Genomic DNA, 24,221 nt, shown 5'->3' on the forward strand with positions numbered 1-24,221 from the left:
CCAATTCTGGCGTCTTATTCTCCCTCAGCCATCACCGGTTCACCTGCCAGATACTCATCCAGGAAATTCAGATAAGCGTCTGACGCGGTGATGCGGTTTTCGCGGCGGCGGAAGCCATGCCCTTCATCGGGGAAGAGCACATACTCCACAATGGCGCCGTTCTCACGCGCAGCAGCGACCAGCTCATCGCTCTCTACTTGCAGCACGCGCGGATCATTGGCGCCTTGCACCACCAGCATCGGGCGGACGATCTGGTCGGCGTGGAACAGCGGCGAAATCGCGCGGTGACGGTCAGCATCCGTCGCCGGATCGCCCATCTCGTCATAGAGCGCCTCGCGGAAGCTCTCCCACCAGGGCGGAATGGATTCCAGCGTCCGCACCCAGTTTGTGACGCCGAAGATATTGATGCCCACGTCAAAGGCTTCCGGATGGAAGGTCAGAGCGGCAGCGGTGATATAACCGCCATAGGAGCCGCCAATCACGCCCACGGCGTCGTCACGCACCCAGTCTAGGGAGCGCAGATAGTCGCCCGCCGCGACGATGTCTTGCAGATCTTCCTCGCCATGACGGCGGTCATCCATGTGGAAGAAGGTTTTGCCATACCCTGACGAGCCGCGATTGTTGGCGGCGTACACAGCATAGCCATTGTTCACCAGGTGCTGGATCGCCGCGCTATAGCCCGCCCGGCTTTGCCCGCCCGGCCCGCCATGCACCCAGACCAAAGCCGGCACGGGGGTGTCTGCGCTGGCGTTGTGCGGACGGTACATAATGCCCGGCACGGTGAGGCCATCGAAACTCTCAAAGCGGACCACCTCAGCTTCCACCAGGTCTTCGGGTTTGAGTTCGGGGTTGAGCGCTTCGGTGAGCTGACGATGCGTTCCGGTCTGAAGATCAACCCAGTGGATGTTGTTGGGCGCTACCGATGAGGTCACCCCAAACGCCATCTGGGTCTCGTCCTCATTAAAACGAACGCCGGCCAGGTCACCGGCGGGTACGCTGTCAGGCAGGCTGACCGTCTCGCCCGTCGCGGTGTCGAGCACGGTCACATCAGTGAAGCCGTCATTATTGACGGCGCTGACCCGATACTGGCCGCTGGGCGAAAAGCCCACATACATGACATCCCAGTCCGCTTCGATCAGGGGCGCGCGCTCCCCGGTGCTGAGGTCATAGGTCCAGGCCTGATTCCACTCTCCAAATTCATTCGTCGCGTAGACCAACGCTGATGAATCCGCCGTGAAGTCATAGGCGCCATAGGCGATGTTGCCCTCATGCTCGGTGATCAGAACCGGCGCTTCATCCGAGGTCAGATCCGCCAGCAGAATGTCGCTGTCCGCCGAGGTGCGCGGCCGGTCCAGCGCCAGCCAGCGTCCATCCGGGCTGATCGCGGACATGGAGAGCGCTTCGGTGTTCTCAAAGACCAAGCTTCGCTCGTAAGTCTCTGCATCATAGGCATAAAGATCAAACGCAGCCGGATCACGTTCATTGGTGCTGATCCAGATCTGCGAGCCGTCTGCGGACCAGCCCATAAAGCTTGCCTTGACGTTCTCGCCTGGCGTCAGATCACGCAGGGCGCCGTCCGCTTCACGCACGTAGATATGGTTCAGTTCATCCCCGCCGCCATCGGCGGTCACCAGGATGCGGTCATCTTCTGGGAACCAGGACAGCGCATAGGTGGCGTTGGTGTCAGACGTTGTCAGCGCACGTTTATCGCCGCTTTCTGGGTCCAGCGCATAGGCGTTGATCACACCGGTTTCGTCAGAAGAGATCAGGATCTCCCCGGTCTGGCTGGAAAACGCATATCCCGAACTCGCACTCATGCCGTAAGAAGTCGTGTTGAAGAACACTTCTGCGGAATGGCCCAGCTCAGGCTCTGACTGAACGGAGCCCGTCATCTCTGCAGTCGTTTCAGACGAATCTGAGGCGGCAGGACCCGTAGAGGCAGGGCTACACGCGGACAATACGAACAGGCTCGAGACGATTAGCAGGCTGGCTTTAAAGGTCATGGAGTCCCTCCCCTGAGTTTGATCTAGGGAGAGGCTACCACGCGTTAACACTCTGGCGAAGCACCATGGCTTTGGCGTGATGACATCCTCAGTTCTCAAACCCCAGACGCTTGGCGGCTGCACTCAGCGATTGCCTGTCCGCCTCATGGGGTATCGCAGATTGGGCCCGCGCGAGCATGGCCTGCGCCAGCTCATCCGCAGCGTCGCCGAACAGCGCATCGTCCTGTGCCTTCAGACCCGACAGGGCGCTGAGCAAGGTGCGCGTGATCACGGGCCGGTTCGCCCCGTCAAACGAGATCGGATCAAACCCGCACGCAAGTGCATGGCGCACGGATATGCCCGGCAGGAACACGCGCTGCGTCCGGTCCGCCGCCTCCGTATCCTTATCGGCCTCTTCCGCCAATGTAACCGCCCATTTATGGAGCACACGCTGTATGGCGCGAATGGTGTGAATGGCCGTGCCGGGATCATTGACCCCGGGCGAGAGCGCTTTTGAGGCGATCTCCGACAGGACGATCAAGCCAAAGCATGGGTCAGATCGATAATCCCGATCCGAGCCCAGATTGAAACAGGCGCACAGCTCGTCCTCACAGGCCGGGTCGACGGGTTCAGACAACCGGGCCAAGGGCGCCCCGGCGTCCGCGAAGGCGCCCGGCGGCGCCAGAACGATCACTTGCAGATTGAGACGCTCACAGAGCGCTTTGAGGTCTTCGAGCGCTACGTTCTGAACAAATCCCGGCGCTTTGGGATAGAGGTTCACACCGTCGTCAAATGTCGGCGGCTCGTCCATCTGATGAGCCGCAGGCGCATGATCAAAAGCGGTCTGGGCAACCTCCTCCACACGGCGGATGGCTTCGGTGACGTCGCCCAGCCTTGACAGGCGCTGAAGCCAGCGGATCAAAGTCGCCACGACGATCAGCACCAATAGCACGGTCAGGGCGAACAAGATCACTCTGCCAGAGCCGGAATAAAGGCCCAGCAAACTGCCAATCAAACCGAGCAGGCTGAACAGGAATGCGCCGATAAAGGTGGAGATGGCGTTTTGCGCCGCGGCGTCTTCAACCAGCAAGGCGCGGGCGCGAGGCGTGGCTGAGCTGGACGCGGAGCGCAAGGCCGCAACCATGGTGGAGAGCGAAAAGATCGCCACCGCCAGAAGGCTGGACGCGAGAATGGTCAGCACCGCTTCATTAGTCTCAGCCGAGACCAGCTCTTTCCACTCAAAGGGCAAGAAGGGGTCGATCAGCGGCGTGATCAGCACGACCAGCGCCGCGCCCGCAGCATAAGCAGCGGGGCGGAGCCAGATAGACCGAAGCACGCGATTGACGATAAACTCGGCCCTGGACAGCATGAAAGGGTCTTTCTGCGCGAAGAACTCTCAGTCAAGACAAACGCCTGACCTGCGCGTCCGGTTCCCTACTCCTCCATCAGTGCGTCGACAAAGCCTTCAATCCAGGGGTGGCGGGAGCGCTTCAGGCGTTCGGCGTGCAGGATCTGGCTGAGCTTTTCCAGGGCGCGCGAGAAATCGTCATTGATGACGACATAATCATACTCGTCCCAATGCTCGATTTCCGCCTTGGCGCGGTTCATCCGCCCTTCAATCACTTCATCGCTGTCCTGGGCGCGCTTGTGCAGACGGTCGCGCAGCAGTTTCAGCGAGGGCGGCAGGATGAAGACGCGCACCACATCTTCTGGCGCGCTTTCAGCCAGCGCCTGAGCGCCTTGCCAGTCAATGTCGAAGATCACGTCACGACCTTCGTCCAGCGCCTCTTCCACAGGGCCTTTCGGCGTTCCGTAATAATGGTCAAAAACCTTCGCCCATTCGTAAAACTCGTTGGACTTGGTCTTGGCGATGAACTCGCCCTGCTCCATGAAATAATAGTCTTCGCCATGCTTCTCGCCCGGACGCGGCGCACGCGTCGTCGCAGAGACCGACAGCACCAGATCGGGGTTCTGGGTCAAAAGTCTTTTGGACAGGGTCGTCTTGCCGGCGCCGGACGGGCTCGACAGCACCAGCATGAAGCCGCGCCTCTGACCGCGAAACACCGGGCCGGACAGATGATCACCGTGCATGACGCCTACTCCACATTCTGAACCTGCTCACGCAGGCGATCGACCGTCGCCTTGAGCGCCAGTCCGATATTGGTGAGCTGGGTGTCGCTCGATTTCGAGCACAGCGTATTGGCTTCGCGATTGAACTCCTGCGACAGGAAATCAAGTTTCCGGCCGCAGGGCGAACCCGCCTTGATGAGGGCGTGAGCGCTGTCAATATGGGCTTTGAGCCGGTCGAGCTCTTCGCGCACATCCGCTTTCACCGCCATCATCGCCGCTTCCTGGGCCAGACGCTCAGGATCGACCACGCCCTCCAGCAAGTCTTCAAGCTTGGCCTGGAGCCGGGCCTTGATGGCGGCTGGCATGGCGCTGTCGCAGGCCGCAGCCTGGGTGCGCAAGTCCGCGATCTCGCCCAGATGGGCGTCCAGCATGCCCTTGAGCGCCGCGCCTTCTTCAAGTCGCGCGGCTTTCAAATCATCGAGCGCCGTTTCGACCGCGTCGAGCACGGCGGCGTTGCGCGCCGACGTTTGCTCATCGCTCAGCACCGCATCCTCAGAGGTGATGACGCCCTTCAGCGCCAACAGTTCGCCCGCCGAGGGGCGCTCCAACACGCCCTTGTCCACCAGAAGCCGCGTGGCTTCGATATAGGCCTGCAGCCGCGCCTGATCGACGCTGGCAAGCCCCGCATCTTCGGGCGCGGACACAGTCAGGGTGAGCGACACAGAACCGCGCGTGAACCGCGCCTTGGCCAGCTCACGGATGGGGTTCTCAAGCGCATCCAGCCCTTGCGGCAGGCGCAGACGCACATCCAGCCCCTTGCCGTTGACCGACCGCGCTTCGACGGAAACGGCGCCATACGCGCCCGACCGTTCGGTGCGAGCGAAGCCTGTCATGCCAGACAGCGTCATGATGATAGCCTCCCGCTAGCCCCCTCGGGCGCGTTCGCGTTCAATCCGGCGCCAGCGCGCCACATTGCGATTATGTTCGGCCAGGGTGGAGGCAAAGGCGTGCCCGCCCGTGCCGTCCGCCACAAAATAATAATACTCGCCTTCTGGCGGGTTCAGGACGGCCGCGATCGCGTCCCGGCCCGGATTGGCGATCGGCGTCGGCGGCAGCCCGTCAATCTGATAGGTGTTGTAAGGGTTGGACGTGCTGTCGAGTTCGGACCGGCGAATGCCTCGGCCCAGAGGCTCGCCTTCTGTGATGCCATAAATGATCGTCGGGTCGCTTTGCAGGCGCATGCCGCGGCGCATGCGGTTCACAAACACAGACGCCACCATCGGCCGCTCATGGGCGATGCCGGTCTCTTTTTCCACCACGGAAGCAAGAATGATCGCCTCTTCCGGCGTGTCAAAGGGCAGATCCTCAGCCCGGTTCGGCCACAACTCTGCGATCAACGCGTCCTGGGCCGCCTCCATGCGGTCGATCACGCCCTGGCGCGTATCGCCCCGGCTGACCAGATAGGTTTCAGGCAGCAGCGTTCCTTCGGCCGGCACGCGCTCGATCTCGCCGGTCAGCATATCAGACGCTTCAACCACACGTACGATCATCGCCGTGGTCAGGCCTTCCGCCGCGGTCACCGGATACTGGATGGTCTGGCCCGAACGCAAAATGTCGTAAATTTCGGCCATGGAGGCCGATTCCGGGATCGCGAACTCGCCCGCCCGCAAATCACGGTCCCCGCCATCAATCATCACCATGACGCGAAACAGCCGGGCGTCTGCGACAAGGTCTTCGCGCTCCAGCTGATTGGCGATGGCGATCAGACCGGCGCCGCGCGGCAGCAGTACGGTTTCATTGGCGCCGGCCGGTCCGGGCGCAACGAATTGCTGATTGATCCAAACCCAACCGCCATAGGCGGCGCCCGCCGCCAGCAGCGCCATTACGACCAGAATTCCGGCAAGCCAGATCAGCAGGCGCGCAACACCCCCGCGCGTCTTTTCTGGGGCCGTGGCGGGGGTCTGCGTCTCGCCCATATCCAATCCTGACGCTAGTCAGCTTTGGCGAAGACGACCGAGGCGTTGGTGCCGCCAAAGCCGAAGGAATTCGACAGAACCGCCGAAAGCTCTTTCTTCACCGCGCCCTTGGCCGCCAGATTGATCGGCGTCTCAACGGACGGATTGTCCAGATTGAGCGTCGGCGGGCAGATGCCGTCGCGCATGGCGAGGATGGAGAACACGGCTTCAACCGCACCCGCAGCGCCCAGAAGGTGGCCGATGGCGGATTTGGTCGAACTCATCACCAGATCAGAGGCCGCATCGCCGAACAGGCGTTCAACCGCGCCCAGTTCAATTTCGTCGCCTTTGGGCGTCGAGGTGCCGTGCGCGTTGACATAGCCAATGTCAGCGGGCGTAAGGCCGGCGCTTTTCAGCGCTGATTTCATCGCCCGGAAGCCGCCATCGCCATCATCGGCCGGGGCCGTGATGTGGTGGGCGTCACCGGACAGACCATAGCCGCGCACTTCGGCGTAAATCGTCGCGCCGCGCGCCTTCGCGGCTTCGTACTCTTCCAGGATGACGACGCCCGCGCCCTCACCCATGACGAAGCCGTCACGGTCGGTGTCCCAGGGACGCGATGCCGCTTTGGGATTGTCATTAAAGCTGGTGGACAGCGCCCGCGCGGCGCCAAAGCCGCCATAACCCAGCCGGGTAATCGCGCTTTCCGCGCCGCCCGCCACCATCATGTCCGCATCGCCATAGGCGATCAGACGGGCGGCGTCGCCGATGGCGTGCGCGCCGGTGGAACAAGCCGTCACAACAGCGTGGTTCGGACCCTTTAGACCATGACGGATTGAAACCTGGCCGGAGGCGAGGTTGATCAGCATGGCGGGAATGACAAACGGGCTCAGCTTGCGCGGGCCGCGTTCGTGCAAGGTGACTGAAGCGTCATAGATGGTCTGAAGACCACCAATGCCGGAGCCGATCAGCACGCCGGCGCGTTCCTTGGCCTCTTCACTCTCGGCTGTCCAGCCGGAATGCGCGAGCGCCTCGTCAGCCGCAGCAATTCCATAAAGGATAAATTCGTCGATGCGCTTGCGATCTCGCGCGGGCATCACCGCATCGGGGTCGAACGACCCGGGGACGTTTTCGCCCCCGCCGTTGCGCCCGTCGACGCGCGGGATAATACCCGCCACGTGACTGGATAGATCGGACACATCAAAGTGTTCGATCTTCGCCAAGCCTGACTCCCCGGCGATAATCCGGGACCAGGCATGTTCAGTTCCGCAGCCGAGCGGGGTCACAAGCCCCAACCCGGTCACGACGACGCGACGCTTCGACATGAGATATGCTCCGGCTTAGCCGAGCTTTTCGGAGATGAATTTCACCGCATCACCGACAGTCTGGATGTGCTCAGCGGCATCGTCGGGGATTTCGATATCAAATTCTTCTTCGAACGCCATCACCAGCTCGACATTGTCGAGTGAGTCAGCGCCCAGATCATCGATGAAGGAAGCCTTCTCGGTCACTTTTTCGGCTTCAACGTCGAGATGCTCGACAACGATCTTTTTAACGCGCTCAAGAACGTCGGACATGTCGGTCCCTTTTCAAATTCTGTTTTGCGGACATCCCGGCGGGCGTCGCGCTTCCTAGGTGTTGTTTACGCAAGGAGGGTTCAAGTCCTCCCCCCGTGAAGCGTGCGGGCTGATAACACGCCGAAAACTCGTACGCCAGCCGCCCACTGTCTGGCAAGTCGGTCCGGGCGCCCGGACCGATCAAGCCTAGATCATCGCCATACCGCCGTTCACGTGCAAGGTCTGACCCGTGACATACCCGGCTTCCGCACTGGCGAGATATACGCACGCAGCTGCAATATCTGATCCCTGACCCAGCTTGCCAGCCGGAATCGTCGACAGAATCGCCGCCTTCTGGTCATCGGTCAGCGCGTCGGTCATCGGCGATTCGATGAACCCGGGCGCCACGCAATTGGCCGTCACGCCGCGCGAGGCGACTTCCTGGGCCAGCGCTTTCGTGAAGCCGATCATGCCCGCCTTGGAGGCCGCGTAGTTGGTCTGGCCCGCATTTCCCGTCACGCCCACGATGGAGGTGATGCCGATGATGCGCCCGAAACGCTGCTTCATCATGCCCCGCATGGCGGCCTTCGACAGGCGGTAATGGGCTTCAAGATTGACCTTGATGACCGTCTCCCAGTCCTCGTCCTTCATCCGCATCAGCAGCTGGTCGCGGGTGACGCCGGCGTTGGAAATCAGGATGTCCAGGCCATCAAGCGCTTCAGACGCCTGTTTGGGCAGCGCATCGACGCTGTCGGCGTCTGACAGGTTCGCGGGGCAGACCGCTGTGCGCTCACCCAGCTCGGACGCCAGATCATTGAGCACGGCTTCGCGGGTGCCTGACAGCGCCACAGACGCGCCCGCCTTGTGAAGCGCACGGGCGATTTCAGAGCCCAGACCGCCAGTGGCCCCGGTGACGAGTGCTTTTTTACCTGAAAGATCAAACATATCGGTTTATCCTTTAAGCGAAGCGGCGAAGGCTCCGAGATCGTCTGCGGTCACAAGCGCTGTGCCTTGAGCCGCTTTAATATGACGCTTGAGCATGGTGGTCAGCACCTTGGCGCCCGCCTCCACAAATTGCTCGACGCCATCCGCATGCATGGCATCGACGCTTTCACGCCAGCGCACCTTACCCGTCACCTGTTCAACGAGCTGGCTGCGCAGCGTTTCCGCATCCGAAACCGGCGCGGCGCTGACATTGGTCACCACCGGCACAGAGGGGTTGGACATCTGCGCGTCTTTGAGCGCTTCGGCCATGGCGTCAGCGGCGGGCTGCATCAGCGGGCAATGGAAGGGCGCAGAGACTGGCAGCAGCATCGCCTTGCGCACGCCCATCTCCTTGATCGCCGCGATCGCGGCGTCCACGGCCGACTTGTCGCCCGAGATCACGATCTGACCTGGCGCGTTGTCATTGGCGATGGTCACGATGCCGCTTGTGGAGGCCTGCGCAATCGCCTGTTCTGCCTGCGCCATCTCGGCGCCCAGCAGCGCCGCCATGGCGCCTTGGCCCACCGGCACGGCTTTCTGCATGGACTGGCCGCGGAGCTTCAGAAGCTTCGCGGCGTCTGAAATCGACAGAGCGCCCGCAGCGCACAGGGCGGAATATTCGCCGAGCGAGTGGCCGGCCACGAATTTCGCTGCGCTCACATCCTCATCAAACTCGGATTTCAGCGCCGCCATGGCCGCCAGCGACACCGCCATGATGGCGGGCTGGGCGTTCTCGGTCAGGGTGATCTCTTCGATCGGCCCGTCCCACATCAGCTGGGACAGCTTCTGCCCCAAAGCCTCGTCCACCTCGTCAAAGACGGCGCGCGCCGATGCGAAGCTGTCCGCCAGCGCCTTGCCCATGCCGACGGCCTGGCTGCCCTGTCCGGGAAATGTGAATGCAAGCGCCATCCGGCGTCCTCCCTCGCAACTCTGTTTGAAGGCGGGATAGCCGGGCGCGCCTGAGGTGGCAAGGTCTCGACCCGCTTGCACCCGCGCCTGCCTTCGCTTATACACCGCGGCTTCACCGGCTGCGGTCCTCTGGTCGTGGTCCGTCTCGGCTCTGTTTGTCGGGCGGGACCAGGGGAGCCGACGTGAGACCATCCGCCCTTCGGATGTTGCTTGCGCCGCGGCCCTTTAGAAGGGACGACAACGTCTTATGAACAAGTACGAACACGTGTTCATCGCGCGCCCGGATGTTTCTCCGACGCAGATGGAATCCGCGATTGAAGAGCTCAAGGCTCTGATCGAGGAAAAAGGCGGCAAGGTGCACAAGACCGAATACTGGGGTCTGCGCACTTTGGCTTACCGCATGAACAAAAACCGGAAAGGCCATTACGGCTATCTGGACATGGAAGCTGGCAACGAGGTGCTTGACGCCCTCGATTACCGCCAGCGCTTCGCCGACGACGTCATGCGTTACATGACCTGCCGCGTCGACGAGCTGAACGATGAACCGAGCGCTGTGCTTCGCAAAGGCGAAGACCGCAAGCGCCGCGAACGCCGCTAGGGAGTCCCGGACCATGGCTGAGATCTCTATCTCCAACGTCCCTGCCCGCCGCGCGTTCCAGCGCCGCCGCAAGGTTTGCCCGTTCTCCGGCGAAAATGCGCCGAAGATCGATTACAAGGACATCAAGCTGCTTCAGCGTTACATGTCTGAACGCGGCAAGATCGTGCCGTCTCGCATCACCGCCGTGTCGGCCAAGAAGCAGCGTGAACTCGCCCGCGCCATCAAGCGCGCCCGTGTTCTGGCCCTTCTGCCTTACGCCGTCGATTAAGGGAGCTTAAGACCATGCAAGTTGTTCTGCTTGAACGTGTCGAAAAGCTCGGCGCCATCGGCGACGTGGTGACGGTGAAGCCGGGTTACGCCCGTAACTTCCTGCTGCCGCAAGCCAAAGCGCTGCGCGCCACCAACGCCAACATGGAACGCTTTGAGCGCGAGCGCGAAGCGATTGAGAAGCTCAATGCCGAGCGCGCCGCCAAGGCTCGCGAGGAAGGCTCTCACCTGGACGGCGCGACCTTCGTGCTGATCCGTCAGGCGTCTGAATCCGGCCAGCTGTACGGCTCGGTGTCCACCCGTGACATCGCTGATGCGGCCTCCACGCCGGAATTCGTCGTCAGCCGCGGCATGGTGGACCTGAACACCGCCATCAAGACCCTTGGCCTGCACGAAGTGCGCCTGATCCTGCACGCAGATGTGGATGCGACCATCACCATCAACATCGCCCGCACTGAAGACGAAGCCGAGCGTCAGGCGGCTGGTGAAGACGTGATCGCGGCGGCTGCCGATGAAGATCGCGCTCTGGCCGAAGCCCAGGCCGTCGAACTCGCTGAATCCGGCGTCGAAGGCGACGACGATTACGAGACCTCCTCTGAGGCCTCTGAAGAGACCGAAGAAACCGAAAGCTAAGGCTTTCGATCTTCTGATCAGATCACGGGCGGCTCTCTATAGAGCCGCCCGTTTTCGTTTGCGGACTAGCCGCGCTCCGCCCGCAGGCGTTCGATGCGCAGCTCCACGCGCTTGATCTCCATCAACAGGCGATTGGTCTCCATCCGGGGGCCGAGCGCAGTCTTGAAGATGGCCGCGAAAACCAACAGCACCACCGAGGGCAGCCCCCAGCGCAAAGCCTCCATAACGGCGTCGGCCTGATAGAATTGCACGGCGCAGATAACACCCCCGACAAACATCAACGCCTGGGCGATCATGATCATCCAGTGCACCCAGGCGGTGCGGCCGGTGAACAGGCTAAGCGCCTGGGCGAAGTATCCCGGCTCAAGGTCGAGCTGGGGCGAACGGCCATCGGCCTCTCGCAGGCTGTCTTCAATCATGCGGTCGAGATCACTCATCGGATCCTCCTTGAAGTTGCGCGGCGATTTTCCGGCGCGCATGCATGAGACGGGTCTTGATCGTGCCCGTCGGGACGTCGAGCGCGGCGGCGATCTCCGCCACGGTCAAACCCTGGATGTGGTAGAGCCAGAGCGCGGCGTGCTGCTCAGGCGGTAGCTCTCGCATGGCCGTGCGGATGCGCTGCGCATCCACGGACCGGTCCATGTCGGGCGGTTCGGGCGGGGGTTCAGCTTCCACGCCTGCTTTGAGCTTGCGACCGGATTGGCGCTGCCGGATCAGGCGCGCACAGCGGCGCTGGACAATGCGAAAGGCGAAGGCCGGAAAGGCGTCCACATCTCGAAGCCGCGGCAGGTCTTTGAGAATTTCAACCCACGCATCTTGTATGGCCTCTTCCACACCGTCCGCATCACCCATCAGGCGCCAGGCGAAAGCGGACAAGCGCGGCGTCCAGCGGCCCGCCAGCGCGCCCAGCGCTCGGCGGTCGCCGGTGCGGGCGGAGGCTGCGAGATAGCCGTCCAGTGCGCGTTCAAGATCCTGGCTCATGCCTTGTCCTCTCGTTCAGGACATAAGGTGCAGTCTTCATCGCTTCGGGTTCATTGACGCAGACATTTTTTCACCGCACATCAGACGCCCTTACGCTATCCACAGGCTTCAACGCTGACGGGCCAAAGCTTTCAGGCTTGTCCACACGTGGCTGTGGAGTGTTGGAAATCGGCCCTCCAAAAGGTCAAGTCGTGCACTTCACGGACGATGGGGCTAATCAAAGAGAACCATGACCGCAGACTCCTACGACCACGCCCCCGCACCGCTCGAAACCTCCAGCGCGCCGCCCCACAATATCGAGGCGGAGCAAGCGCTTCTGGGCGCCTTGTTGTTTGACAACGAGGTGTATCACCGCGTCGGCGACTGGCTGAAGCCCGATCATTTCTATGATCCTTTGCATGGCCGCATCTATGAAGCGGCGAGCCAGCTGATCATTTCCGGCGCGCTGGCGGACGCCGTGGTGCTGAAAACCCGGTTCGAGCGCGACCCGGGAATGAAGGAAGTGGGCGGCGCAGTCTATCTCGCCGATCTGATGCGCGAGGCGCCCGAACCGGCGTCGGCAGGCGAGTATGGCCGCCTGATCTATGATCTGGCCATGCGGCGCGAGCTGATCCGGTTTGGCGACGAAGTCTCACACGCCGCCAATATGCCGGACCCCGACGACAGCGCGGAAGACATTCTGCAAGGCGCTGAACGCCGCCTGTTTGCGCTGGCTGAACAGGGCGGCACCTCCAAGGCGCTCGAACCGTTTCACCTGGCGGTCCACAAATCGCTGGAAATCGCCTCGGCGGCGTACAAACGCGGCGGCGGGCTGTCCGGCATTTCCTCAGGCCTGAAATCGCTGGACGCGAAAATGGGCGGCTTGCACCCGTCCGACCTCGTTATTCTCGCCGGGCGTCCGTCCATGGGGAAAACCGCGCTGGCGACCAATATCGCCTTCTCGGTGGCGCGCAATTATCAGGCCGAGGAACAACCCGACGGCACGCGCAAGACCACCAATGGCGGCATCGTCGCCTTCTTCTCGCTGGAGATGTCCTCTGATCAGCTCGCGACGCGCCTGGTCGCCGACTATACCGGGATCTCGGGCTATCTGATCCGTCAGGGCAAGATCGACGCCGCCCAGTTTGAAGACATTCGCGACGGCGTGCACGAGATCGCCGGCATCCCGCTTTACATCGATGATACGGGCGGCCTGCCCATCGGCTCGCTGATGGCGCGCTGCCGCCGTCTCAAGCGAACGGTCGGGCTTGATATGGTGGTGGTGGACTATCTGCAGCTGGTCACCGGCTCGAAAAGCTCGGGCGAGAACCGGGTGCAGGAAATTTCGGAAGTCACTCAGGCGCTCAAAGCGCTGGCGAAAGAACTGTCTGTGCCCGTTATCGCGCTCTCGCAGCTCAGCCGTCAGGTGGAGCAACGCGAGGACAAGAAACCCCAGCTCTCTGACCTTCGCGAATCCGGCTCGATCGAGCAGGACGCCGACGTGGTGCTCTTTGTGTATCGCGAAAGCTATTACCTTGAGCGCCTCGAGCCCAAGGAAGGCACCGAGCAGCATCTGGCCTGGGAAGACGAGATGCGTGAGATCCGCAATCAGGCGGATGTTATCATCGGCAAGCAGCGTCACGGCCCGATCGGCTCGGTGAAAGTGGCGTTCGACCCTGATCGCACGAAGTTCTCCGATCTCGACTACACTGGGCGTCAGGATCACGACTAGCGTTCGTGAGCTGCGCCCCAGCGCTTGCTCCCCGGCGCGAGCACAGCCACATAGAGCGTCAGATGTCTGTTCTCGCTACCCCTTCGCCTGACAATACCCGTGCGCGCCTGATCGTTGATCTGGACGCGGTGTCGCGCAATTTCAAAGCCTTGCAAAAGCTCAGCCCAGACGCTGAAACCAGCGCCGTGGTCAAAGCCAATGCGTATGGGCTGGGCGCGGGGCCTGTGGCGCGACGGCTTATGAAAGACGGCGCGCGGACCTTCTTTGTCGCCAGCGTGGAAGAAGGCGTCGAAGTGCGTGAAGCGCTGGCGGACCCCACGCCCGACATCTGGGTGTTTTCCGGCTATCGCGCGAAAGACCGTCCGCTCTACGCCAAACACCGATTGGGCGCCGTGCTGAACCAACCGGGTGAAACCGCGCAGTTTCGCCAAAATCCTGTGGGGCCGTGCGCGGTCCACATCGACACGGGCATGGCACGGCTGGGCTATGGCGCGGGCGATATCAGCGGCTTGCTGACAGCCTTGCAAACGCTCGACGTCTCACTGGTGATGAGCCACCTCGCTTGTTCTGAAGAGACGGCGTCAGCCCAGAACCTTCGCCAGCTGGAGCGTTTTACGGCCCTAATCAACGCCCTGCCCGATACACGGCTGAGCCTGGCCAATACCGGCGGCGTTTTGCTCGATGAGCGGTATCATTTTGACCTGACCCGGCCCGGCATCGGGCTCTATGGCGCGACGGCTGACCTGAATGCGGATAATCCGTTTGAGCCTGTCGTGACGTTGCAAGCGCCGATCTTACAGCTGCGCGAGATCGATGCGGGCGATACGGTGGGCTATGGCGCAACCTATGTGGCCCATTCGCCACGGCTGATCGCCACAGTGTCGGCAGGCTACGCAGATGGCTTGCCCCGGGCGCTGTCCGGGTCAGGATGCGCACGCATCAACGGATTACGCGCCCCTATTGTGGGACGGCTCAGCATGGATCTGACCATGATCGACGTCACAGGCCTGGAAGCCGACATCGCCCAAGGCGCCGTGCCTGAGTTTTTTGGGCCGGACCTGTATCAGGCGGCGGCGCTGGACGGCACTTTGCCCTATGAAATCCTGACCGGGCTCGGCGCCCGGGCGGAGCGCATTTACAAGGGAGCGCCATGAACCCGTTTCGCGCCATCGGAGCCGGCTTGCTCGCGCTATTGCGCTCAGCCGGGGCTGTCGCCCTGTTCGCGGGTCATGCGCTGGCGGCCATGGTCCGCCCGCCCTATTTCGGCGGTCAGCTCCTTCAACAGCTCATCAAGATCGGTTTTCTTTCCCTGCCAGTCGTTGGGCTGACGGCGCTGTTCACGGGCGCCGCCTTGGCGCTCAACATCTACACGGGCGGCTCGCGCTTTAACGCGGAAAGCTTCGTGCCGAACATCGTCGCCATGGGCATTGTGCGCGAGCTGGGCCCGGTCATCGCCGCCCTGATGCTGGCGGGCCGGGTATCCTCAGGCATCGCGGCTGAGATCGGCGCCATGCGCGCCACCGAACAGATCGACGCGCTGCATACCCTTGCCACAGACCCCATGCGTTATCTGATCGCGCCACGCGTGCTGGCGGGAGTTCTGGTGCTGCCCATACTGGTGGCGACGGCGGACATTATCGGCATTTACGGCGGTTATCTGGTCAGCGTGCATTCGCTTGACTTCAATCCCACTATCTATGTGCGCAACACCTGGGACTTCCTGGAGACTTGGGACATCATATCCGGCCTGATCAAAGCGGCGGTGTTTGGCTTCATCCTCACCTTGATGGGCTGTTATCATGGCTATTACGCCCAGGGCGGCGCACAAGGGGTGGGCCGGGCCGCCACCAACGCCGTCGTCGCCGCGGCGGTGCTGATCTTCGCCGCCAATTATCTGCTCACCTCCCTGTTTGTGTGATCGTCATGACCGAGCGCGTTAAAATCGCCTGGAAGAACATCACGGTGGGCTTTGACAGCCGCAAGCCGGTGCTCAAGGATCTAAATCTTGAAGCCCATGAGGGCCGCTCGCTGGTGATCATCGGCGGCTCGGGCACGGGCAAGTCCGTCACCATCAAGACGGCTCTGGGGCTGATCCGCCCGCTGTCCGGACAGGTCGAGATTGACAGCGTCGCCGTCCATCCAGGCCGTGAAGACGATCCCGGCGTCGCCCAGATCGGCATGCTGTTTCAGTCCGGCGCCCTGTTTGACTCCCTGCCCGTGTGGAAAACGTCGCCTTCCGTCTGCTGCACGCCGAGCATGTGGAGGCCGATGAAGCGCGCACCCGCGCCATTGAGGCGCTAGAGCAGGTGGATCTGGACGCCCATGTGGCCGATCAGCGGCCCGGCTCGCTGTCCGGCGGCATGCTCAAGCGCGCGGCGCTGGCCCGCGCCATCGTCGCGCGGCCGAAAATCCTGTTCTTTGACGAACCCACCACGGGCCTTGATCCTGTAACCGCAGACGTCATCAACAAGCTGATCGTGCGGCAGGTAAAGAATCTCGGCGCCACCGCGGTGTCGATCACCCACGACATGACCTCGATGCGCCACATCGCCGATGATGTGGCCATGGTCAAAGACGGCCAGATCCTGTGGCGCGGCGCGCTCGAAGGCGTGGAAAGCTGCGCCAATGACGAGGTGTGCCGGTTTGTACGGGGCGAAAGCTCGGAAGAGTGATTGTCTGCGCCTTTCTGGCGCCAGCCGAATCAGGCGCTTTGCGTTATAGTCCGTCCACGCCGTCCGCAAGGAGCCTTCATGGCCCGTTCCGACACCGTCTATGTCTGCCAGTCTTGTGGCGCGGTTCACGCCAAATGGGCGGGGCGCTGTGATGCGTGCGGATCGTGGAACACGTTGGTCGAAGAAAGCGGGGCCAGCGCGCCGCTCGGCGCAAGCGCCAAGGCGCCCAGCCGGTCCACCCGGCGCTCCCGTCTTGAGCTGGTGGATCTGGGCAGCGCCACCGTAGACCCCAAACGCTTTGAAACCGGATTGCGTGAGCTTGATCGGGTCGCAGGCGGCGGGCTGGTGCCCGGCTCGGCGGTTCTGGTGGGCGGCGATCCCGGCATCGGCAAGTCCACGCTCCTGTTGCAAGCCGTCGCCCAACTGGCCAAGGCGGGCGCGAAAGCGGTGTATGTCTCTGGCGAGGAAGCCGCCGATCAGGTGCGCCGCCGCGCCAGGCGCCTGGGACTTGCGGATGCGCCCGTGGCGCTGGCGGCGGAGACCAGCCTTGAGGTCATTCTGGATGGCCTGAAAAAAGAAACACCTGACATCGCCGTTATCGATTCGGTGCAGACTTTGTGGTCAGACCAGCTTGCGGCGGCCCCCGGCACAGTAGCGCAGGTGAGGGCCTGCGCTCAGGAGCTGGTGCGGTTCGCCAAGAAGAAGAACACCATCATCATTCTGGTCGGCCACGTGACCAAGGACGGCCAGATCGCCGGCCCGCGCGTGGTCGAACACATGGTAGATGCGGTTTTGTATTTTGAAGGCGAACGCAGCCACCAGTTCCGGATCCTGCGCGCGGTGAAGAACCGGTTCGGCCCCACAGATGAAATCGGCGTTTTCGAAATGGTGGACGCCGGTTTGCAGGAAGTGGCGAACCCGTCCGCGCTTTTTCTGGATGGACGCGGTGAAGCCGCCTCTGGCGCGGCGGTTTTCGCCGGCATGGAAGGCACACGCCCGGTTCTGACGGAAATACAGGCGCTTGTGGCTCCGGCGGCGTTTGGCACGCCGCGACGTGCAGTTGTAGGCTGGGATTCAGGACGCCTCGCCATGGTGCTCGCGGTGCTAGAGGCGAGATGCGGCCTTGGATTCGGCGGGCGTGACGTTTATTTGAACGTCGCAGGCGGGTTGAAGATCAACGAACCCGCCGCAGATTTGGCGGTGGCTGCAGCCTTGATCTCTTCGTTCCTGGATACTCCCCTGCCCAAAGAGGGCGTGGCGTTCGGCGAGATTTCCCTGTCTGGCGATGTGCGCCCGGTCGGCCGCGCGGATGCGCGCCTGAAAGAAGCCGCAAAACTGGGATTTAACCGCGCGCTCGCTCCCGAAGGCGTTGAGGGCGCGGGCGTGAAGGTGGACAGCGTTTCCACGGTTCAGGCGCTTGTGCGCCGATTGGGCCAGGACGCCGTCTAGCGCGCAGGAGAGAGGGACAAGATGAACGCAGCACTCGCCGGATTTGATCTCTTCGCCCTCGTCATCCTGTTTGCGTCTGGAATCATGGCGCTGATGCGCGGCTTTGTGCGCGAAGCGCTGACCGTGACTGCGCTGGTCGCCGCCGCGCTCGCTGCGCTGTGGACCCGGCCTGTCTTCGCCCCCCTCACCCAGTCGGTGGTCGGCTCGGCCTTGTTCGCCAACCTGCTCTCGATGGGCGTTGTGTTCTTGCTGGTCTATCTGGCGGTCAGCTTTGTGACAGGCCCGTTGACCCATAACGTCAAACAGGGCGAGGACGTGCCGGTTCTGGACCGGGCCTTGGGATTTGTGTTTGGCCTGGCGCGCGGTCTGGTGCTGCTGGGCCTTCTGGTTCTTGTGTTCAAGAACACCCTGCCCGGCGCCACGCCGAACTGGCTGACGGGCTCTCGCGTCTATCCACTGGCCGAGGCCAGCGCCAATCTTTTGCAGTCGCTTGCCCCTGAATCCAGCTGGGTCAACGCCAAGAAGGCTGCAGACCAACCGCAACAGAGCGTTGACGAAGACCCTATCGGTCGGCTTATCGAGCGCACAAATGAGGACGAGGACGGATGAGCTTTCCCAGCCTGACCTATGATCCCGCCACCGACCGGCCGCAGGAAGAATGCGGCGTGTTCGGCGTGCGTCGCGTGGCCGATGCGTCGGTCCTGGCCGCTTTTGGCCTTCACGCCCTGCAGCACCGCGGGCAGGAAGCGTGCGGCATCACCAGCTATGACCGTGAAAAAGGCCGCTTCACCACAGAGCGCCATCTGGGGCTGGTGGGCGAGCACTTCACCGAACCCAAGCGGCTCGAGCGCCTGACCGGCGACATGGCGATCGGCCATGTCCGCTATTCCACTTCCGGCGGATCGGGCATGCGCAATGTGCAACCCCTCTATGCGGATGTGCGCGGCGGCGGCATCGCGCTGGCGCATAATGGCAATCTGACAAACGCCCGCATGCTGCGTGAAGAGCTGGTCGCCGGCGGCGCGATCTTTCAGTCCACTTCGGATTCCGAAGTGATCTTGCAGCTCGCAGCGCGCTCCAAACAACCGGACTCGGTCGAGCGCCTGATTTCCGCCTTCACCCAGATCGAAGGCGCCTTTGCGCTGGTGGCGATGACCAATGATCTTCTGATCGGCGCGCGTGACCCGCTGGGCATTCGTCCGCTGGTAATGGGCGAGCTGGATGGCGCGACGATCTTCGCGTCCGAAACCTGCGCGCTGGATATGATCGGCGCACGCTATATCCGCGATATTGAACCGGGTGAAGTGGTGATCGTCTCTGACAAAGGGCTCGAGACCCGGCGTTACGCCCCGGCGCGTCCAGCCAAGACCTGCGCGTTCGAATACATCTATTTCGCGCGCCCGGACTCAGTCATCGATGGCATCTCTGTCTATGAAGCGCGCAAACGCATGGGCATCCGCCTGGCCCAGGAATGCCCCGCCGACATCGATGTGGTGGTGCCGGTGCCGGATTCGGGCATGGCGGCGGCGTTGGGTTTCTCTGAAGAGATCGGCAAGCCTTTTGATCTGGGGATCATTCGCGCCCACTTCGCCGGCCGGACCTTCATCCAGCCCACCCAGGCCAAGCGTGATCTGGGCGTGCGGCGCAAACACTCCGCCAACGCATCCGTCCTGCGCGGCAAGAAAGTGCTGCTAGTGGACGATTCCATCGTGCGCGGCACCACGTCGAAAAAAATCGTGCGCATGGTGCGCGAAGCTGGCGCGACCGAAGTGCATTTCCGATCCGCCTGTCCGCCCATTACTCATCCCGATTTTTACGGCATCGACATGCCCATGCGCGAAGAGTTGATGGCGGCCAGCCATGAGCCCGACAAGATGATCGAGATGTTGGAATGTGAGTCCCTGGGCTTTCTGTCTGTAGAAGGCCTGTATTGGGCGGTTCACGGCGAAGCCCGCAATCCTGAAAGCCCTCAGCTGGCTGACCATTATTTCACCGGGGATTACCCCACTCGCCTTGTGGACCATGATCGCGCTGCGTCCTCCAAGGATGAACAACTCTCGCTTCTGGTTGACGCATGACCGATACAAAACCGCTTGCAGGCCGCGTGGCGCTGGTGACCGGCGCCTCACGGGGCCTGGGCTACGCTATTGCTTTGAAACTGGCTGAGGCCGGCGCTGAAATCATCGCCACCGCCCGCACCCAGGCTGGGCTTGAAGAACTGGACGACGCCATCAAGGCGATGGGCGGCAAGGCCACCTTGGTCCCGCTTGACCTCAACTCGCCTGATGGCATTGAAAAGCTGGCGGAAGCGGTCTCAGACCGTTGGAAAAAACTCGACATCATGGTGGCGAACGCCGGAGTTCTCGGCACATTGACCCCCGCCGCTCAAATCCCGTCCAAGGTCTGGAATGAAGTTTTGGCGACCAATTTGATCGCCCCGGCTCGCATGATCCGCGCTTTTGAGAGCCTTCTGAAAGCCTCAGACGCTGGCCGCGCCGTCTTCATGACCTCCGGCGTCGGCAGCCAACGCGCCAAGGCCTATTGGGCGGCATACGGCGCTTCCAAGGCCGGGCTCGACAATCTGGTGCAGTCCTGGGCGATCGAGCTGGCTGACACGCCCCTGCGCGCAAACCTGCTCAATCCCGGCGCGACGCGCACCCGCATGCGCGCCAAGGCGGCGCCGGGCGAAGACCCCGACACCCTGCCGACGCCTGAAGAGATCGCGCCCAAGGTCGTCGAGCTATGCCTGCCAAGCGAGATCCGCAATGGCGAGATCGTCAGCGCGCAGGGCTGATCCAACGGCGCTGATACCCAGACACGAAAAAGGCGGCCCGCAGGCCGCCTTTTTTATTTGTCCTTGGCGTAGGGGTTTTTCTGCCCCTTCACGATCAGGCGGATCGGCACGCCGGGCAGATCAAACGCCTCGCGCAGGCCATTCATCAGATAGCGCTTGTAGCTGTCGGGCAATTGCGACGCCCGGCTGGCCATCAGAACAAAGGTCGGCGGTCGCGCCTTGGTCTGGCTCAGATAACGCGGTTTGACCCGGCGACCATCCACGGCGGGCGGCGGGTGACGCTGGACCATCTCGGCGAGCCAGTCATTGAGGTCGCGGGTTTTCACCTTCACGTCCCAGTTCTTGTGCAGCTCTGTGACGGCCGGCATGATCTTGTCGAGGCCCCGACCTGAAATCGAGGATATCGGGATCAGCGGCGCGCCTTTGATCTGCGGCAGAAGGCGTTCGAACTCTTCGCGCAACTCAACCAGCTTGGCCTGTTTATCCTCAATCAGATCCCATTTGGTGATCAGGACAATCAGACCTCGGCCCTCGTTCACCACCTTGTCGGCGATGGTCAGGTCCTGTTTCTCGAACGGGCGCTCGGCGTCCACCAGAAGCAAGACGATCTCGGCGAACTTGATGGCGCGCAGCGTGTCCGCCGCGCTCATGCGCTCCAGCCGGTCATCCACCTTGCCGCGTTTTCGCAACCCCGCCGTATCGTGCAGGCGTACGCGGCGGCCATCCCATTCCCATTGCACAGCGATCGCGTCCCGGGTAAGCCCCGCTTCGGGGCCCGTGATGAGACGGTCTTCGCCAATCAGGGCGTTAATGAGCGTGGATTTGCCCACATTCGGGCGGCCGGCGACCGCCAGACGCAGCGGCGCGCCCTCTTCATCTTCTTCACCTGTCAGGCCCTGCGCTTCCAGTTCGGAGCGGATGCGCGCACGCACCTGTTTGAGCGCGCCAGTCAGCCGCGCATACAGATCGCCCATGCCTTCACCATGCGCCGCGGAAATGGGCACAGGCTCATCCATGCCCAGCTTCCACGCTTCCAGGGCGCCGTATTCGCCCTTGGAGCCTTCGCATTTGTTGACGGCGAGAATGACCGGGATGTCGTGGCGACGCAGAATGTCGGCGAAGCGTTCATCCATCGCCGTAACGCCCTCGCGCCCATCGATCAGGAAGATGCAGACATCAGCTTCATCAAGGGCGGCTTCGGTCTGAGCGCGCATGCGCGCCTCGATGCCCGCCTTGTTGTCTTCATAGCCGGCGGTGTCCACCAGACGCAGTTCGAGGTCGCCGATACGGCCACGCGCTTCGCGCCGGTCGCGCGTTACGCCCGGACGATCGTCCACGATCGCCAGCGGTTTGCCAGCGAGACGATTAAACAGCGTGGACTTGCCCACATTGGGCCGTCCCACAATGGCGAGGGCAGGCAGGGTCGATTTCAAAGAATGGCTCCAGAGCCCCCTGAAATCAGCGTAAAGCGATCAGGCGGCCTTCATCGGTCAGCACGAGCACCGTTTCATCTGCGATCACGGGCGCAATGTAAACCGAATCTCCCAGATTGCGTTCACCCATCTGTTCGCCATTGGCCGGATCATAGAACCGCAAATCCCCTTCAGAGGACGCCACCACAAGGCGATCTCCCGCCAGAATCGGCCCCGCCCAAGAAACGCGATTCTTGCGTTTGCGCTCATTACGGAACTGCTGCAGCTGGGTCAGCCAGCGCACAGCGCCGGTATTACGTTCAATCGCGACAAGCTCGGCATTGACGGTGGTCAGGAACAGAAAATCACCGGCTATGGTCGGTGCGTTCAAGCCCCCCGCCGGCTGCTCCCAGATACGCTCGCCGCTGCGAATATCGAACGCCGCCATCGAGCCCGAATGGCTCATGGCGTAGACCGCATCGCCCAGAATGACGGGGCTCGCGGCGATGTCGTTGATGGTGGACAGCGGGGTTAGACCGCCCGCACGGGTCAGGGAATCTGACCACAGCACGGTGCCGTTCTGCGCCCGCAGGGCCACCAGCTCACCCGAGGAATACGGGGCGATGACCACTTCACCCAAAACGGCCGGGCTCGGAGAGGTCAGGATGCGCGCGGTTTCAGCGATGGAGCGATGCGTCCACAACACGTCGCCCGTGCTCGCATCCAAAGCCAGCAATTCGTTGTCATCGGTCGAGACAAACACCCGGCCATCCGCCACGGTGGGCGAAGAGTGGAACGGGGTCAGCGAATGAGTGCGCCAGATTTCGTCGCCCGTTGCAGCATCCAGAGCCACAAAGAAGCCGCCGCCTGAATGGGCGTAGATGCGGCCACTGTCAAAGGACAGGCCGCCGCCAAATGTCAGAACCTGGTCGCCGCCCCGGAAGAAAGGCAAAAAGCCGTCGCCTTGCGCTTCGTGCAGGCTGGGATCGTCCAGGCGCGTGCGCCAGATCTCTTCCCCGTCTGACAAGTTCAGCGCCGAGATGCGACCCCGGGCGTCAATGACATAGGTCACGCCGTCCGAAACGACCGGACGCGCGTTGATGCGAGCGTTGCGGCTGGAGCCGTCGCCGATGCGAGAGCGCCAGACAATGTTGAGATCGCCGCTGGCCTGAGTGTGCTGCATGGCGTGGGTCGGATACCCGTCCGCCTGGGGCCAGGCCGTATTCACATACGCGCGCGGCAGGGAAACGACGCCCGCCTCGTCCACGCGCAGCGTATCGCCCAGCTCCAGCACAGACCGGCGTTCGGTCTCGGGCGGCGCATTGGGGTCATCTGTCTCTTCGCCCTGAAACGGGTTCAGATTGCTCAGACGTTCGCCGGCCCCGCAACCCGTCAGCACAAGGCTGGCGGCCATCAGGGCGTAAAGCGGCAGGGTGCGAGACAGGGTCACTGCCCGTCCTCCTCTTGCTCGGCGGTCTGACCCGCAGTCTCGGCCGGGGCTTGCGCCGGCTCTTGAAGGTCCGCAGGTTGCTCAGCCATCTCTGCGGGCGCAGCGACAGGCGCGCGCTGATTGAGAAAGGACTGCGCCTCCACCACCCGCTGGCTCATGCCTTCTGGCATATCAAGCGCAATGGACAGGAGTTGATAACGCTGCCGCGCTTCATCCCAGCGCTCATCGCGCAAAGCCGCAGCGGCCATCAGTTCGCGCGCCAGCAGCCCGACCGGCGCTTCGCCTTCGGTCAGCGGCTCCAGCCGGTTGGCGAGGTCGTCATATGACAGGGCGTCAAACTGGGCGAGCGCCGCCTGATAGCGCGCCAGATCACGGATCATCGGCTCAGGACTGATCTCGCCGGCCTGCGTGAACAGGCGCGCCGCGTCTTCACGATTGCCCTGGGAGAGCGCGATGTCGCCACGACGCATCAGCGCCAGGGTTTCATACCCGCGCGGCGCAGACTCAGCGAGCGCCTGAAACTGACTGTCGGCCTGCATGACATTGCCGGCTTCATAGAGCTCCGCCGCCGCCTGAAAGGCGTCAGAGGCGCTGTCCGCGCGCTGCTTGGTCGACCATTCAACAAATTGGTACGTCCCCACGCCCAGAACGATGGCGGCGACTCCGCCCCCAACCCACGGGCCCCACTTTTTGAGAAGGGCTTTGTACCGTTCCTGGCGCAGCTCTTCTTCAACTTCGTCGAAAACGTCGACCACAGGGGCGCTCCACTTGTTTAAATCTCTGTGCGGCGGACCCTAG

General features: G+C 62.5%; 24 protein-coding genes and 1 pseudogene. 11 read left to right on the forward strand and 14 right to left on the reverse strand.

Translation table 11 applies throughout. The annotated features are described in order from the left end of the window. Nucleotides 1-14: 14 nt before the first annotated feature. The 9 genes from ACP154_RS13495 to fabD all read right to left on the reverse strand — a co-directional run bounded on the left by ACP154_RS13495 (nt 15) and on the right by fabD (nt 9,456). A complete protein-coding gene (locus tag ACP154_RS13495; protein ID WP_421858279.1) occupies nt 15-2,003 on the reverse strand; it encodes a S9 family peptidase in 1,989 nt (662 codons plus the stop codon). A gap of 88 nt (nt 2,004-2,091) precedes the next feature. Further along, complete coding sequence (locus ACP154_RS13500) at nt 2,092-3,351, reverse strand: DUF2254 domain-containing protein (protein ID WP_421858276.1); 1,260 nt, start codon at nt 3,349-3,351, stop codon at nt 2,092-2,094. A gap of 65 nt (nt 3,352-3,416) precedes the next feature. Beyond that, the gene (gmk, locus tag ACP154_RS13505) at nt 3,417-4,073 is read right to left on the reverse strand and encodes a guanylate kinase (protein ID WP_107713443.1); all 657 of its coding nucleotides are present in this window, start codon (nt 4,071-4,073) and stop codon (nt 3,417-3,419) included. Between the two features lie 5 nt (nt 4,074-4,078). Then, nucleotides 4,079-4,960 (reverse strand): YicC/YloC family endoribonuclease, encoded by an 882-nt coding sequence (locus ACP154_RS13510; protein ID WP_421858274.1) that lies wholly within the window; start codon nt 4,958-4,960, stop codon nt 4,079-4,081. A gap of 15 nt (nt 4,961-4,975) precedes the next feature. Beyond that, complete coding sequence (mltG, locus tag ACP154_RS13515; protein WP_421858272.1) at nt 4,976-6,028, reverse strand: endolytic transglycosylase MltG; 1,053 nt, start codon at nt 6,026-6,028, stop codon at nt 4,976-4,978. Nucleotides 6,029-6,042: 14 nt separating this feature from the next. Continuing rightward, on the reverse strand, nt 6,043-7,332 hold the full coding sequence (gene fabF, locus ACP154_RS13520) for a beta-ketoacyl-ACP synthase II (RefSeq protein ID WP_421858270.1): 1,290 nt from the start codon (nt 7,330-7,332) through the stop codon (nt 6,043-6,045). A gap of 15 nt (nt 7,333-7,347) precedes the next feature. After that, entirely contained in the window at nt 7,348-7,584 is a 237-nt protein-coding gene (locus ACP154_RS13525; protein ID WP_009800441.1) for an acyl carrier protein, read from the reverse strand. A gap of 186 nt (nt 7,585-7,770) precedes the next feature. Then, the gene (fabG, locus tag ACP154_RS13530) at nt 7,771-8,508 is read right to left on the reverse strand and encodes a 3-oxoacyl-[acyl-carrier-protein] reductase (RefSeq protein ID WP_107713447.1); all 738 of its coding nucleotides are present in this window, start codon (nt 8,506-8,508) and stop codon (nt 7,771-7,773) included. Nucleotides 8,509-8,514: 6 nt separating this feature from the next. Further along, a complete protein-coding gene (fabD, locus tag ACP154_RS13535; RefSeq protein ID WP_421858267.1) occupies nt 8,515-9,456 on the reverse strand; it encodes an ACP S-malonyltransferase in 942 nt (313 codons plus the stop codon). A gap of 247 nt (nt 9,457-9,703) precedes the next feature. Here fabD and rpsF point away from each other — a divergent pair, with 247 nt between their 5' ends. Genes rpsF through rplI form a run of 3 tightly spaced genes read left to right on the forward strand, consistent with a single transcriptional unit; the run spans nt 9,704 to nt 10,954 of the window. Further along, entirely contained in the window at nt 9,704-10,054 is a 351-nt protein-coding gene (gene rpsF, locus ACP154_RS13540; protein ID WP_421858264.1) for a 30S ribosomal protein S6, read from the forward strand. 13 nt (nt 10,055-10,067) lie between these two features. After that, nucleotides 10,068-10,322 (forward strand): 30S ribosomal protein S18, encoded by a 255-nt coding sequence (gene rpsR, locus ACP154_RS13545; protein WP_022701996.1) that lies wholly within the window; start codon nt 10,068-10,070, stop codon nt 10,320-10,322. Nucleotides 10,323-10,336: 14 nt separating this feature from the next. Further along, a complete protein-coding gene (gene rplI / locus ACP154_RS13550) occupies nt 10,337-10,954 on the forward strand; it encodes a 50S ribosomal protein L9 (protein WP_107713450.1) in 618 nt (205 codons plus the stop codon). Between the two features lie 65 nt (nt 10,955-11,019). Here rplI and ACP154_RS13555 read toward each other — a convergent pair whose 3' ends face one another. Both ACP154_RS13555 and ACP154_RS13560 read right to left on the reverse strand, forming a co-directional pair. After that, nucleotides 11,020-11,391 carry a DUF6768 family protein gene (locus ACP154_RS13555; RefSeq protein ID WP_421858261.1) on the reverse strand — a complete coding sequence of 124 codons (372 nt, stop codon included), beginning with the start codon at nt 11,389-11,391 and terminating at the stop codon, nt 11,020-11,022. Next, nucleotides 11,384-11,935 (reverse strand): RNA polymerase sigma factor, encoded by a 552-nt coding sequence (locus ACP154_RS13560; RefSeq protein ID WP_421858258.1) that lies wholly within the window; start codon nt 11,933-11,935, stop codon nt 11,384-11,386. Before ACP154_RS13560 ends, ACP154_RS13555 begins: the two co-directional genes overlap by 8 nt. A 229-nt stretch (nt 11,936-12,164) precedes the next feature. On the opposite strand from ACP154_RS13560, the gene ACP154_RS13565 reads away from it, so the two are divergent. The 8 genes and pseudogenes from ACP154_RS13565 to ACP154_RS13600 all read left to right on the forward strand — a co-directional run bounded on the left by ACP154_RS13565 (nt 12,165) and on the right by ACP154_RS13600 (nt 20,561). Continuing rightward, nucleotides 12,165-13,646, forward strand: coding sequence for a replicative DNA helicase (locus tag ACP154_RS13565; RefSeq protein ID WP_107713453.1), 1,482 nt, complete (start codon nt 12,165-12,167; stop codon nt 13,644-13,646). 62 nt (nt 13,647-13,708) lie between these two features. After that, a complete protein-coding gene (gene alr / locus ACP154_RS13570) occupies nt 13,709-14,800 on the forward strand; it encodes an alanine racemase (protein WP_421858255.1) in 1,092 nt (363 codons plus the stop codon). Then, nucleotides 14,797-15,564, forward strand: a complete 768-nt coding sequence (locus tag ACP154_RS13575; protein ID WP_107713455.1) for an MlaE family ABC transporter permease — start codon at nt 14,797-14,799, stop codon at nt 15,562-15,564. Before alr ends, ACP154_RS13575 begins: the two co-directional genes overlap by 4 nt. Nucleotides 15,565-15,569: 5 nt before the next feature. Next, nucleotides 15,570-16,318: pseudogene (locus tag ACP154_RS13580) on the forward strand (ABC transporter ATP-binding protein). A 78-nt stretch (nt 16,319-16,396) separates the two neighbouring features. Beyond that, nucleotides 16,397-17,767 (forward strand): DNA repair protein RadA, encoded by a 1,371-nt coding sequence (gene radA / locus ACP154_RS13585; protein ID WP_421858248.1) that lies wholly within the window; start codon nt 16,397-16,399, stop codon nt 17,765-17,767. Nucleotides 17,768-17,788: 21 nt separating this feature from the next. Continuing rightward, nucleotides 17,789-18,376 (forward strand): CvpA family protein, encoded by a 588-nt coding sequence (locus tag ACP154_RS13590; RefSeq protein WP_107713458.1) that lies wholly within the window; start codon nt 17,789-17,791, stop codon nt 18,374-18,376. Further along, entirely contained in the window at nt 18,373-19,845 is a 1,473-nt protein-coding gene (purF, locus tag ACP154_RS13595; protein WP_421858245.1) for an amidophosphoribosyltransferase, read from the forward strand. Before ACP154_RS13590 ends, purF begins: the two co-directional genes overlap by 4 nt. Continuing rightward, on the forward strand, nt 19,842-20,561 hold the full coding sequence (locus tag ACP154_RS13600; protein WP_421858242.1) for an SDR family NAD(P)-dependent oxidoreductase: 720 nt from the start codon (nt 19,842-19,844) through the stop codon (nt 20,559-20,561). Before purF ends, ACP154_RS13600 begins: the two co-directional genes overlap by 4 nt. Before the next feature lie 53 nt (nt 20,562-20,614). On the opposite strand, the gene der is transcribed toward ACP154_RS13600, so the two are convergent. Genes der through ACP154_RS13615 form a run of 3 tightly spaced genes read right to left on the reverse strand, consistent with a single transcriptional unit; the run spans nt 20,615 to nt 24,178 of the window. Beyond that, complete coding sequence (der, locus tag ACP154_RS13605) at nt 20,615-21,994, reverse strand: ribosome biogenesis GTPase Der (protein WP_107713461.1); 1,380 nt, start codon at nt 21,992-21,994, stop codon at nt 20,615-20,617. Nucleotides 21,995-22,019: 25 nt separating this feature from the next. After that, the gene (locus ACP154_RS13610; protein ID WP_421858239.1) at nt 22,020-23,423 is read right to left on the reverse strand and encodes a PQQ-binding-like beta-propeller repeat protein; all 1,404 of its coding nucleotides are present in this window, start codon (nt 23,421-23,423) and stop codon (nt 22,020-22,022) included. Then, nucleotides 23,420-24,178, reverse strand: coding sequence for a tetratricopeptide repeat protein (locus ACP154_RS13615; RefSeq protein WP_421858236.1), 759 nt, complete (start codon nt 24,176-24,178; stop codon nt 23,420-23,422). Before ACP154_RS13615 ends, ACP154_RS13610 begins: the two co-directional genes overlap by 4 nt. Nucleotides 24,179-24,221 lie beyond the last annotated feature (43 nt).

This window comes from Oceanicaulis sp., from assembly GCF_965249665.1.
Lineage (GTDB): Bacteria > Pseudomonadota > Alphaproteobacteria > Caulobacterales > Maricaulaceae > Oceanicaulis.

Excerpts from the sequence above, each read along its gene's own strand:
- ACP154_RS13495 (WP_421858279.1), bottom strand. The coding sequence starts at position 2,003 with ATGACCTTTAAAGCCAGCCTGCTAATCGTCTCGAGCCTGTTCGTATTG.
- ACP154_RS13500 (WP_421858276.1), bottom strand. The coding sequence starts at position 3,351 with ATGCTGTCCAGGGCCGAGTTTATCGTCAATCGCGTGCTTCGGTCTATC.
- gmk (WP_107713443.1), bottom strand. The coding sequence starts at position 4,073 with ATGCACGGTGATCATCTGTCCGGCCCGGTGTTTCGCGGTCAGAGGCGC.
- ACP154_RS13510 (WP_421858274.1), bottom strand. The coding sequence starts at position 4,960 with ATGACGCTGTCTGGCATGACAGGCTTCGCTCGCACCGAACGGTCGGGC.
- mltG (WP_421858272.1), bottom strand. The coding sequence starts at position 6,028 with ATGGGCGAGACGCAGACCCCCGCCACGGCCCCAGAAAAGACGCGCGGG.
- fabF (WP_421858270.1), bottom strand. The coding sequence starts at position 7,332 with ATGTCGAAGCGTCGCGTCGTCGTGACCGGGTTGGGGCTTGTGACCCCG.
- ACP154_RS13525 (WP_009800441.1), bottom strand. The coding sequence starts at position 7,584 with ATGTCCGACGTTCTTGAGCGCGTTAAAAAGATCGTTGTCGAGCATCTC.
- fabG (WP_107713447.1), bottom strand. The coding sequence starts at position 8,508 with ATGTTTGATCTTTCAGGTAAAAAAGCACTCGTCACCGGGGCCACTGGC.
- fabD (WP_421858267.1), bottom strand. The coding sequence starts at position 9,456 with ATGGCGCTTGCATTCACATTTCCCGGACAGGGCAGCCAGGCCGTCGGC.
- rpsF (WP_421858264.1), top strand. The coding sequence starts at position 9,704 with ATGAACAAGTACGAACACGTGTTCATCGCGCGCCCGGATGTTTCTCCG.
- rpsR (WP_022701996.1), top strand. The coding sequence starts at position 10,068 with ATGGCTGAGATCTCTATCTCCAACGTCCCTGCCCGCCGCGCGTTCCAG.
- rplI (WP_107713450.1), top strand. The coding sequence starts at position 10,337 with ATGCAAGTTGTTCTGCTTGAACGTGTCGAAAAGCTCGGCGCCATCGGC.
- ACP154_RS13555 (WP_421858261.1), bottom strand. The coding sequence starts at position 11,391 with ATGAGTGATCTCGACCGCATGATTGAAGACAGCCTGCGAGAGGCCGAT.
- ACP154_RS13560 (WP_421858258.1), bottom strand. The coding sequence starts at position 11,935 with ATGAGCCAGGATCTTGAACGCGCACTGGACGGCTATCTCGCAGCCTCC.
- ACP154_RS13565 (WP_107713453.1), top strand. The coding sequence starts at position 12,165 with ATGACCGCAGACTCCTACGACCACGCCCCCGCACCGCTCGAAACCTCC.
- alr (WP_421858255.1), top strand. The coding sequence starts at position 13,709 with ATGTCTGTTCTCGCTACCCCTTCGCCTGACAATACCCGTGCGCGCCTG.
- ACP154_RS13575 (WP_107713455.1), top strand. The coding sequence starts at position 14,797 with ATGAACCCGTTTCGCGCCATCGGAGCCGGCTTGCTCGCGCTATTGCGC.
- radA (WP_421858248.1), top strand. The coding sequence starts at position 16,397 with ATGGCCCGTTCCGACACCGTCTATGTCTGCCAGTCTTGTGGCGCGGTT.
- ACP154_RS13590 (WP_107713458.1), top strand. The coding sequence starts at position 17,789 with ATGAACGCAGCACTCGCCGGATTTGATCTCTTCGCCCTCGTCATCCTG.
- purF (WP_421858245.1), top strand. The coding sequence starts at position 18,373 with ATGAGCTTTCCCAGCCTGACCTATGATCCCGCCACCGACCGGCCGCAG.
- ACP154_RS13600 (WP_421858242.1), top strand. The coding sequence starts at position 19,842 with ATGACCGATACAAAACCGCTTGCAGGCCGCGTGGCGCTGGTGACCGGC.